The sequence below is a fragment of the Azospirillum sp. UFLA03-27 genome (genome assembly GCF_059803775.1).
In genome coordinates this window covers 1-10,131 of sequence record NZ_JAUQTX010000240.1, presented here as the reverse complement: position 1 = coordinate 10,131, position 10,131 = coordinate 1, and the positions used below count along the sequence as shown (strand labels likewise).

The window sequence follows — 10,131 nt, the reverse complement described above, 5'->3', positions numbered from 1 at the left end:
TGTGTATAAGCGACCGGTTCTGCGGGGGCGGGTGGGGCTGGGGGGCGGGCAGGGGGGCTGCGGTCACCGTGACGACCGGCGCCTCCCCGGTCTGCGAATTCCGGGAAAAGGCGTCCTTGCACCAGCCGCCTTCGCGCGCCCGGGTCAGCGCGTCCCCATCGAGCAGCCAGCAATCGACGCTGCCCGCCGCGGCGGCGGGGGCGGAATGGATCGGTGCCGTCAGAAAAAGCGCCAGCGTCAGTGCACCGCACCGCGACCGCCAAGGCATGCTTCGCCCTCTCCCTCGCCATTGGACCGACGTTCAGCAATACAACGTCGGGCGCCCGCATATCTTCGGCGCGAAACGGGAGTAGGGCGGCATCCCCGTGGTAACACGGGCGGGGCGCGGCGCCCCGGCCCCTCAGGTCAGGTGCTGCTGGTGCAGGTAGTCTTCGCTCTGCATCTCCATCAGGCGGCTGACCGTGCGTTCGAATTCGAAGGCGTGGGTGCCCTCGGGGTACAGCCGTTCCGGCGGGCCTTCGGCGGCGACCACGAGGTTGACCTTGTGCTCGTAGAGCGCGTCGATCAGCGTCATGAAGCGCTTGGCCTCGTTGCGCAGCTCGTCCTTCATCGTCGGCACCCCGTGGATCAGCACGGTGTGGAAGTGCGTCGCGATGGCGATGTAGTCGGCGGCGCCCAGCGGCTTGCCGCACAGGCTCCAGAAATCCACCAGCGCGACGCATTTGGCGGCACAGGCGATCTCCACCTTTCGGCCCTGGACCGACAGATGGGTCGGTTCGCCCCGGGCGCCGTCGGTCAGCGTCTCGAAGGTCTGGCGAATTTTGGCGTCGCTCTCCGGGCCGAGCGGCCAGAAATAGACGGGCTTGCCCTGGAGCCGGTCCAGCCGGTAGTCGGTGGGACCCTCCAGCGCAAGGACGTCGAGCTTATCCTTGAGCAGCGCGATGAAGGGCAGGAACAGCTCACGCTGCAGCCCGTCCTTGTAGAGCATGTCCGGCGGCCAGTTGGAGGTCGCGACCACCACCACGCCGAGGTCGAACAGGCTGGTGAACAGCCGGCCCAGGATCATCGCGTCCACGACGTTGGTGACGTGGAACTCGTCGAAGCAGAGCAGCCACGCCTCGTCGGCCAGCGCGCGGGCCAGTTCGGGCAGGGCGTCGTCGGCGTCCTTGCCCTTGCTCTTGCCCGACTGGCGGTGCTGGTGGATGCGCTCGTGCACCTCCAGCATGAACTCGTGGAAATGGACGCGGCGCTTCTTCTCCACCGGAGCGGTGTCGAAGAACAGGTCCATCAGCATCGACTTGCCGCGCCCGACGCCGCCGTACATGTAGAGGCCCTGCGGCGCCTCAGCCGGTTCGGAGCGCGGGCGGCCCAGCCCGAACCGCTCCAGCCAGCCAGCCTTCGCTCCGCCAGCCTTCCCGGCCGGCTGTGGGCTGTAGCCCTTCAGCGCCTTGTAGAGGCTCTGGAGCTTCTCGGCGGCCAGTTCCTGGTCGGGGTCGGGGCGCAGCGTTCCGGTGCCGCGGCGGGCCCGGTAGAGCGAAAGCGGTCCGTCAGACATGGAATTCGCGGGTCTCGGCAGGGAAAGGTCTTACGTAGCCGATGCATCCCCGCGGGGCAACGCCCGATGCCGGGATACAGATGCGCTCAGGCGATCACCATTCAGACGATCACCATTCAGGCGATCACCACGCGGTTGCGTCCCTGGCGCTTGGCCTCGTAGAGGGCGGCGTCGGCCCGGCGGACGGTGTGTTCGTAATCCGGGTGCCCCTCGTGCAGGGCCGCTCCGATCGAGGCGGTGACCCGCAGCCCGTTCCCGGCACCGTGAAAACGGTGCTCCTCGACCGTTCGGCGCAGTTGGTCGGCCTTCACGCGCAGCGCCGCCTCGTCCATCTCGGTCAGCAGGATGAGGAACTCCTCCCCACCATAGCGGAAGACGAAATCGCCGGCACGGACGTGGGTGTGCAGCAGTTCCGCCATGTCCGACAGGACGGAGTCGCCCGCCTGATGGCCCAGCGTGTCGTTGATCGTCTTGAAATGGTCGGCGTCCATCAGCAGCACGGCGAAGGGCTTGCCGTGGCGCAGGCTGATGGCGACCTCGCGCTGGAAGATCGCCGGCATGAAGCGCCGCGTCAGCAGGCGGGTCAGCGGGTCGCGCCCGCTTTCGATCTCCATCGCCTTCTCGATGATGGTGCCGAGGACGTAGGCGATCTCCGTGACGTCGTTGTTCAACTCCTTCACGAAGGCGGGGGTGATCCAGCCGCCCTCCACCGCGGCGGTCACCTTGGCGCTGATGCGGTTGGTGCGCTCGCGGATGAGGTCCAATTCGGTGACGCGGCCGAAGGTCAGCTCCGCCTTGTGGTTCAGCCACAGGCCGAAATCGGAGGATTCGATGGGCGGCGGGCTCGCGTGGTTGCTGTCCTCATGCGCGTAGAAGGACACCACCGTGTTGCGCAGCCAATCGAACAGCGACGATTTCAGCCGCTCGCCCTCCAGCGCCAGATTGGGGCCGCTCATGAACATCTTCAGGGATTGCTGGTGGCGGACGTTGCCCAGCAGGTCGCCCAGATAGGCCTCGTGCATGTTGTCCAGCACGGTGTCCAGCAATTCGCCGACGAACAGGATGGCGGACGCGGTCTGCGCGCGGCTGAGGTCGGCGGCCAGCAGGCGGGCGGACAGCTCCTTCTTGATGATCCGCATCCCGGCGTTGACCAGGGTCAGCGGGATGTTGATGCGGGCGTGGATCAGCCCGACCTGGTAATTCTGTTCCAGCACCGCCGCGATGGCCGCGTCGCTGGAGGCGGTGAACAGAGCGCCGATCCAGCGCGCCAGCGAGGGGCGCAGCCGTTCCTGGACCAGCGCATGGCTGAGGAAGGTGTTGCTGTCCGGACGGTCCAGCAGGATCGCGTAGAAGACGCCCGAGATCGCCTCGGCGTCGGCGAGCGCGATGGCGGTCACACGCTCGCGCACGGCGGGTTCGGTGTCCGTCCACAGCGACGACAGCGTGGCGGCGAGGATCGCGGCCTTGCGGTCTTTCTGGCTGTCCATCGTCCCTGTTCCTTTGCGCAACCGTCTCCAACCCGTCCGAATTCTTAACGCCCGGAGACCGTCAGGCAAAGCGGCAATCGCTCGTGCGGCTGATCGGGTTCATTGATGCATTAAGGTTAAACTTCCATTATGGTTTTCGCGTGAGATTGGCGGTGGCCGGGGGCGGTACCGTCTTACGTTGGGCAATGCCACGCGGGCGGTCCCTCAACGGCCCTGTTGTACTGCGTGCGGAGAGTTGTTCACAGCCATGGCCAGCCGCAATCCGGTTCGCGACGCGACCTTGCCGCCCTCTGGAATGGGGTCCGCCGGATTGGCCCCCTCCGGATTGGGGGAGCGGCTGTTCGAGGTTCTGGGGTCGGTGCGCTTCCTGATGAGGGCGTCCGGCGTGGCCTTCATCGTCGTGGTGAACGCGATGATCGCCTACGGCGTCTGGCAGCGCCACGCCGAGGCCGTCCAGGGGGCCGAGCGCTCGACCCGGAACCTCGCCCGCATCCTGGAGGAGCAGGCCGTCCGCACGGTGTTCAGCGTGGACCTGCTGCTGTCCGATCTGGTCACCGTCCTGGACACCCACCCGCAGGCCCGCACCGTGGCGGCGCCGTCGGTGAACGCCCTTCTGCGCAACCGGCGCGACGCCATCGGCCCGGTCTCCGGCTTGATCGTGGTGGACGAGCAGGGGCGCGTTCTGCACCACTCCGCCGACAGCAGCCCGCCGGCCTTCGACCTGACCAACCGGCCCTATTTCGCGGTCCACCGGGACGAGGGTGCCTCGGACGGCGGGCTTCACGTCGGCGCGCCGATTCCCAGCATGGCCTTCCCCGGCACCTACGTCATTCCGATGAGCCGCCGCTGGTCCCACCCGGACGGGAGTTTCGCCGGGGTTGTCGTCGCCATGATCAACCCGTTGCGGCTCGGGGCCGGCTTCGAAGGACTGCGGCTGGGACTGGAGGGCACGGTCACCCTGGCGCTCGCCGATGGCACGGTGCTGATCCACCGCCCCTGGGACGAGGGCCGCCGACGGCTCGCCACCCTTGCCGACTGGCCGGAGGTCGACACCGCGCTGCGCACACGGGACGCGGCGACGCTGGACAGCGTGCTGCCCACCGACGGGCGCCCCAGCATCGCCAGCGTCCGCCGCGTCGCCGATTATCCCTTCACCGTCGCCGCGACGTTGCCGAAGGCCGAGGCGCTGGGCGAATGGAAGCGCGACAGCGCGGTGTGGGTCGCCATGGGCCTCGCCATGTCCATGGTGATCGCCCTGCTGACCTGGTACGTGGAGCGGCAGCAGTCCCGGCGGGAGCAGGACCAGAACCGGCTGGAGCGCGCCTCCCGGCGCATCCGCGGCATCCTGGAATCCATGGTGGACGCGGTGGTCACCATCGACTCCCGCGGCATCATCGAGACCTTCAACCCCGCGGCGGAGCGCATGTTCGGCTATGCCGAGGCGGAAGTGGTGGGGCAGAGCGTCAACATCCTGCTGCCGGAAGGTTTCCGCGCCGGCCACGACCGCTCGATGGCCGAATACCGTCCGAACGCCGGATCGCGCATCATCGGCAACGACCGCGAGGTTCTGGCGCTGCGCCGCGACGGCAGCACCTTCCCGATCAACCTGGCGGTTAGCGCGCTGCGGCTGGGCGGGCCCGACGGGGAGGGGGGGCCGGACGAGAATGGCGCGCCGCGGCGCGTCTTCGTCGGCGTCATCCGCGACGTCACCAAGCGCCGGCAGCAGGAGGCCGAACTTCTCGCCTCCAAGAGCCAGGCGGAGATGGCCAATCGCGCCAAGTCCGACTTCCTGGCCAACATGAGCCACGAGCTGCGCACGCCGCTGAACGCCATCATCGGCTTCTCGGAAATCCTCGACAGCGAGTTCTTCGGCAAGCTGAACGAACGCCAGAAGTCCTGCGCGAAGGACATCCACGACAGCGGCAAGCATTTGCTGGACATCGTGAACGCGGTGCTCGACATGTCGAAGATCGAGGCGGGCCGCTACGAGCTGTCCGAGGAGGTGATCGACCCCTGCGAGGCGGTGGCCCAATGCCTGACCATGGTCCGCGACCGCGCCGCCGACAGCGGGGTGGACCTGCGCAACGGCCTGTCCGGTGGCCTTCCCACCGTCTGGGTGGACCGCCGCGCGTTCAAGCAGGTGCTGCTCAACCTGCTGTCCAACGCGGTGAAGTTCACGCCGGAAGGCGGCAGCGTCACCCTGGCCGCCCGCGTCGAGGAGGACGGCGCCCTGGCCCTGTCGGTGACCGACACCGGGATCGGCATCCCCAAGGAGTTCATGGAGCATCTGTTCCAGCCCTTCCGGCAGGCCGACAATTCCGCCAGCCGCCAGTTCGAGGGCACCGGGCTGGGGCTGTCGATCTCCAAGAACTTCATGGAACTGCACGGCGGTTCGCTGATCTGCGCCAGCACGCTGGGCGCCGGGACCACCATGACCCTGCGCCTGCCCGCCGAGCGGGTGGTGAAGCCGGAAGACACCGCCGTAAGGATCGCGGCGGCGCTGGTGTGATGCCTGCGAAGGCAGGCGCTCGGCACCCGGACGGCAAAGAAAAAGGCGCCGCGAGGCGCCTTTTTTGAGGTCCGGGGATTTTCGTCCCCGGCGGTCGGGTGCGGGAGGACGGTGCCCCCCGCAATCCCTTTGTGCGTATCAGACGTCCAGCAGCAGGCGCCGCGGGTCCTCGATGTTTTCCTTGATGCGGACGAGGAAGGTCACAGCCTCCTTGCCGTCGATGATGCGGTGGTCGTAGGACAAGGCCAGATACATCATCGGGCGGATTTCGATCTTCCCGTTCACGACGACCGGGCGCTCCTGGGTCTTGTGCATGCCCAGGATGGCCGACTGCGGCGGGTTGATGATCGGGGTGGACATCAGCGAGCCGTAGACGCCGCCGTTGGAGATGGTGAAGGTGCCGCCGGTCAGCTCGTCCATCGACAGCTTGCCGTCGCGGCCCTTCTTGCCCAGCTCGCCGATCTTGCCCTCGATCTGGGCGAAGCCGAGCTTGTCGGCATCGCGGACGATCGGAACCACCAGCCCCTGCGGCGTGCCGACGGCGACGCCGATGTCGTAGTAGTTCTTGTAGACGAGGTCGGTGCCGTCGATCTCGGCGTTGACCGCCGGGATTTCCTTCAGCGCCTGGATGGCCGCCTTCACGAAGAAGGACATGAAGCCGAGACGCACCTTGTGGCGCTTCTCGAAGAAGTCCTTGTACTCGTTGCGCAGCGCCATGACGTTGGTCATGTCCACCTCGTTGAAGGTGGTCAGCATGGCGGCGCTGTTCTGGGCCTCCTTCAGACGCTCGGCGATGCGCTGGCGCAGACGGGTCATGCGGACCCGCTCCTCCTGCGCGGCGCGCGGGCGGTCGCCCGCGGTGCCGGCGGTCCACTGGTACTTCTGCGGCGCGGCGGCCGGAGCGGCGGCGGGGGCCGCGGCCGGCTTGGCGGTGTGGTCGATCACGTCGCCCTTGGTGATGCGCCCGTCCTTGCCCGTGCCGGCGATCTGCGCGGCGTCGAGGCCCTTCTCGGCGACCAGCTTGCGGGCGGCCGGGCCGGCGTCGGCCAGGGCGGCAGCGCCCGCCGGGGCCGGGGCCGCCGCCGGGGCGGCCGTCTTGGCCGGGGCGGCGGCGGGAGCGGCGGCCGCGGCCGGAGCGGCCACGGCGGCGCCGGCCTCGCCGAGGACACCCAGCAGGGCGCCGACGCCGACGTTGGCGCCGTCGGCGGCGACGATCTCCGCCAGCGTGCCGGCGGACGGGGCGTTCACCTCAAGCGTGACCTTGTCGGTCTCCAGCTCGACCAGCGCCTCGTCGGCGGCGACCGCGTCGCCGACCTTCTTCAGCCAGCGGGCAACGGTCGCCTCGGAGACGGACTCGCCCAGGGTGGGGACCTTGATTTCGGTAGCCATAAGTTCCTCTCGTACTTTCTTGTTCTACGCCTGGGCGTCGAGTCAGCGGATGACGAGCGCGTCTTCCAGAAGCTTCGCCTGCTCCTGGTTGTGACGCTTGAGCAGGCCGGTGGCCGGCGACGCGGCGGCCGGACGGCCGACGTAGCTGGGGCGCGAGGCCTTGTGCTCGATCGAGGTGAGGGCGCCTTCCAGACGGCGGTCGACGAAGGCCCAGTAGCCCTGGTTCTCCGGCTCCTCCTGGCACCACACGACCTCGGCGTTCGGATAGCGGGCGAACTCCTCGGTCAGGGCGGAGCGGGGGAACGGGTAGAGCTGCTCCAGCCGGACCAGCGCCACGTCCTTGATGCCGCGCGCGGTGCGCTCCTGCAGCAGGTCGTAATAGACCTTGCCGGTGCAGACCACGATGCGGCGGATCTGCTCGTTCGGCAGCAGGTCGGTGGCCGTCTCGCCCAGCACGCGGCGGAAGTTCGTGCCCTCGGCCAGCTCCGACAGGCTGGAGACGCACAGCTTGTGGCGCAGCAGCGACTTCGGCGTGAACAGCACCAGCGGCTTGCGGAAGGGCCGGCGCATCTGGCGGCGGAAGGCGTGGAACAGGTTCGCCGGGGTCGTCAGGTTGCAGATCTGCCAGTTGTCCTCGGCGGACATCTGCAGGAAGCGCTCCGGACGGGCCGAGGAGTGCTCCGGACCCTGGCCCTCGTAGCCGTGCGGCAGCAGAAGCACGAGGCCGGACATGCGCAGCCACTTCGACTCGCCCGACGAGAGGAACTGGTCGATGATGGTCTGGGCGGTGTTGGCGAAGTCGCCGAACTGCGCTTCCCACAGGGTCAGGCTGTGCGGCTCGGCCAGCGAGTAGCCGTATTCGAAGCCGACCACGGCGGCCTCGGACAGCGGGCTGTCATGCACCTCGAACGGGCCCTGGTCGGGACGCAGGTGGTTCAGCGGGATGTACTTGTTCTCGGTGTTCTGGTCGTACATCACCGCATGGCGGTGCGAGAAGGTGCCGCGGCCGGAATCCTGGCCCGACAGGCGGACGCCGTTGCCCTCGACCAGCAGCGTGCCGTAGGCGAGCGCTTCCGCGGTCGCCCAGTCGATGCCCTCGCCGGTCTCCAGCGACTTCTTCTTGGCCTCGAGCTGGCGGGCGATCTTCGAGTTGATCGCGAAGTCCTTCGGGTACTCGCAGAGCTTGTTGCCGACCTCGCGCAGCACGTCGATCGCCACGCCGGTGTTGCCCTTGCGCTCGTCGTCGGTCTTCGCGGCCTCCAGGCCCGACCACTTGCCTTCCAGCCAGTCGGCCTTGTTCGGCTTGAAGGAGTTGGCGGCCTCGAACTCGGCCTCCAGCTTCTTCATGAAGTCCTGGATCATCTGATCGGACTCGGCCTGGGTGAGGACGTTCTCCTCGACGAGCTGCTTGCCGTACAGCTCCCGCGTGGTGCCGTGGGCGCGGATCTTCTTGTACATCAGCGGCTGGGTGAAGCCCGGCTCGTCGCCCTCGTTGTGGCCGTGGCGGCGGTAGCAGACCATGTCGATCACCACGTCCCGCTTGAACTTCTGGCGGAATTCGGCGGCGATGCGGCTGATGTGGACGACGGACTCGGGGTCGTCGCCGTTGACGTGGAAGATCGGCGCCTGGACCATCTTCGCCATGTCCGAGCAGTAGACGCCGGACCGCGAATAGGTCGGGTTCGTGGTGAAGCCGATCTGGTTGTTGATGATGAAATGCACGGTGCCGCCGGTGCGGTAGCCGCGCAGCTCCGACAGGCCCAGCGTCTCGGCCACGATGCCCTGGCCGGCGAAGGCGGCGTCGCCGTGGATCAGCACGCCCATGACCTGCTCGCGCTCCAGGTCGTTGCGCTGCGCCTGCTTGGCGCGCACCTTGCCCAGCACGACCGGGTTGACCCATTCCAGGTGGGACGGGTTGGCGGTCAGCGACAGGTGGACGATGTTGCCGTTGAAGTCGCGGTCCGACGAGGTGCCGAGATGGTACTTCACGTCGCCCGAGCCCTGCACGTCCTGCGGGCTGGACGGGTTGCCCTGGAACTCCGAGAAGACCGCGGCGAAGGGCTTGCCCATGAAGTTGGTCAGCATGTTCAGCCGGCCGCGGTGGGCCATGCCGACGACGACCTCCTTGAGGCCGAGCTGGCCGCCGCGCTTCAGGATCTGCTCCAGCGCGGGGATCATCGACTCGCCGCCCTCAAGGCCGAAGCGCTTGGTGCCGGTGTACTTGAGCTGGAGGAACTTCTCGAAGCCCTCGGCGGCGATCAGGCGCTCGTAGATGGCGCGCTTGCCGTTCACCGTGAATTCGGTGTGGTTGCGGCCGCCCTCGATGCGCTCCTGAATCCAGGCCTTCTCTTCCGGATCCTGGATGTGCATGAACTCGACGCCGATGTTCCCGCAGTAGGTCTTCTGCAGGATCTCCAGGATCTGGCGCAGCGACGCCGTCTCCAGGCCCAGCGAGTAGTTCAGGAAGATCGGGCGGTCCATGTCGCCCGGACCGAAGCCGTAGGTCGCCGGGTCCAGTTCCGGGTGCGGCTCGCGCTTCTCGAGACCCAGCGGGTCGAAATGCGCGTTCATGTGGCCGCGCACGCGGTAGACGCGGATGAGCATCAGCGCGCGGATGCTGTCGAGCGTCGCGGCGCGCAGCTGCTGGTGGCTGATGCCGCCATAGACCTGCTGGGCATGGGCGACGAGGCCGGCGTTGCCGTTGGTCGCGGCCGGGGCGCCGATGCTTTCCAGCGAGGCGGCGACGGGGTCGAGCGCGCCGTTGGCGAGCGTGCCCTCCTCCAGGCTCCAGGACGGGCCGTTCAGCTCGTTCAGGACGGCGCGGGAGTCGTCGTCCAGCTCCCTGAAGAAGCCGTTCCAGCTCGAATCCACCGAGGAGGGGTCCTTCAGGAAGCGCGCGTACAACTCCGCGACATATTCGGCGTTCGAGCCGAACAGGAACGAGGTCTTCTCCAGATTAGCGGACATATGTTTGCCTCGGGCGTTTGCCCGGTTCCCTCAGAGAGTTTTTTTGCTTGTCGCTGGGACCGAGCGGCCCCCGGATCTCCGGGAGGAGACAGGGGGCCGCCGGTCCTTCGGCAGTCGGCGGGAATATGGGGTCCCGCCTACCGCTTTATCAGCCCTTGAAGACCTTCAGCATGGTGGAACCCAGGCTGGCGGGGCTGTCGGCGACGGCGATGCCGACGGACTTC

At 67.8% G+C, this 10,131-nt stretch carries 5 protein-coding genes and 1 pseudogene; 1 reads left to right on the top strand and 5 read right to left on the bottom strand.

Features of this window, described 5'->3' with window-relative positions:
* The 3 genes and pseudogenes from Q4I23_RS26225 to Q4I23_RS26215 all read right to left on the bottom strand — a co-directional run.
* Nucleotides 1-268 (bottom strand): annotated as a pseudogene (locus Q4I23_RS26225) (hypothetical protein); the annotation flags it as partial.
* Nucleotides 269-400: 132 nt separating this feature from the next.
* Complete coding sequence (gene zapE / locus Q4I23_RS26220; protein WP_498528155.1) at nucleotides 401-1,555, bottom strand: cell division protein ZapE; 1,155 nt, start codon at nucleotides 1,553-1,555, stop codon at nucleotides 401-403.
* A 116-nt stretch (nucleotides 1,556-1,671) separates the two neighbouring features.
* Complete coding sequence (locus tag Q4I23_RS26215) at nucleotides 1,672-3,042, bottom strand: diguanylate cyclase (RefSeq protein ID WP_498528154.1); 1,371 nt, start codon at nucleotides 3,040-3,042, stop codon at nucleotides 1,672-1,674.
* A 247-nt stretch (nucleotides 3,043-3,289) separates the two neighbouring features.
* Between Q4I23_RS26215 and Q4I23_RS26210 the strand changes: the two genes are divergently transcribed.
* The gene (locus Q4I23_RS26210; RefSeq protein WP_498528153.1) at nucleotides 3,290-5,551 is read left to right on the top strand and encodes an ATP-binding protein; all 2,262 of its coding nucleotides are present in this window, start codon (nucleotides 3,290-3,292) and stop codon (nucleotides 5,549-5,551) included.
* Nucleotides 5,552-5,689: 138 nt separating this feature from the next.
* On the opposite strand, the gene odhB is transcribed toward Q4I23_RS26210, so the two are convergent.
* Nucleotides 5,690-6,940, bottom strand: a complete 1,251-nt coding sequence (gene odhB, locus Q4I23_RS26205) for a 2-oxoglutarate dehydrogenase complex dihydrolipoyllysine-residue succinyltransferase (protein ID WP_498528152.1) — start codon at nucleotides 6,938-6,940, stop codon at nucleotides 5,690-5,692.
* A gap of 42 nt (nucleotides 6,941-6,982) precedes the next feature.
* Nucleotides 6,983-9,907: a 2-oxoglutarate dehydrogenase E1 component gene (locus Q4I23_RS26200; protein ID WP_498528151.1), complete on the bottom strand. Its 2,925-nt coding sequence runs from the start codon at nucleotides 9,905-9,907 to the stop codon at nucleotides 6,983-6,985.
* Between the last annotated feature and the right edge of the window lie 224 nt (nucleotides 9,908-10,131).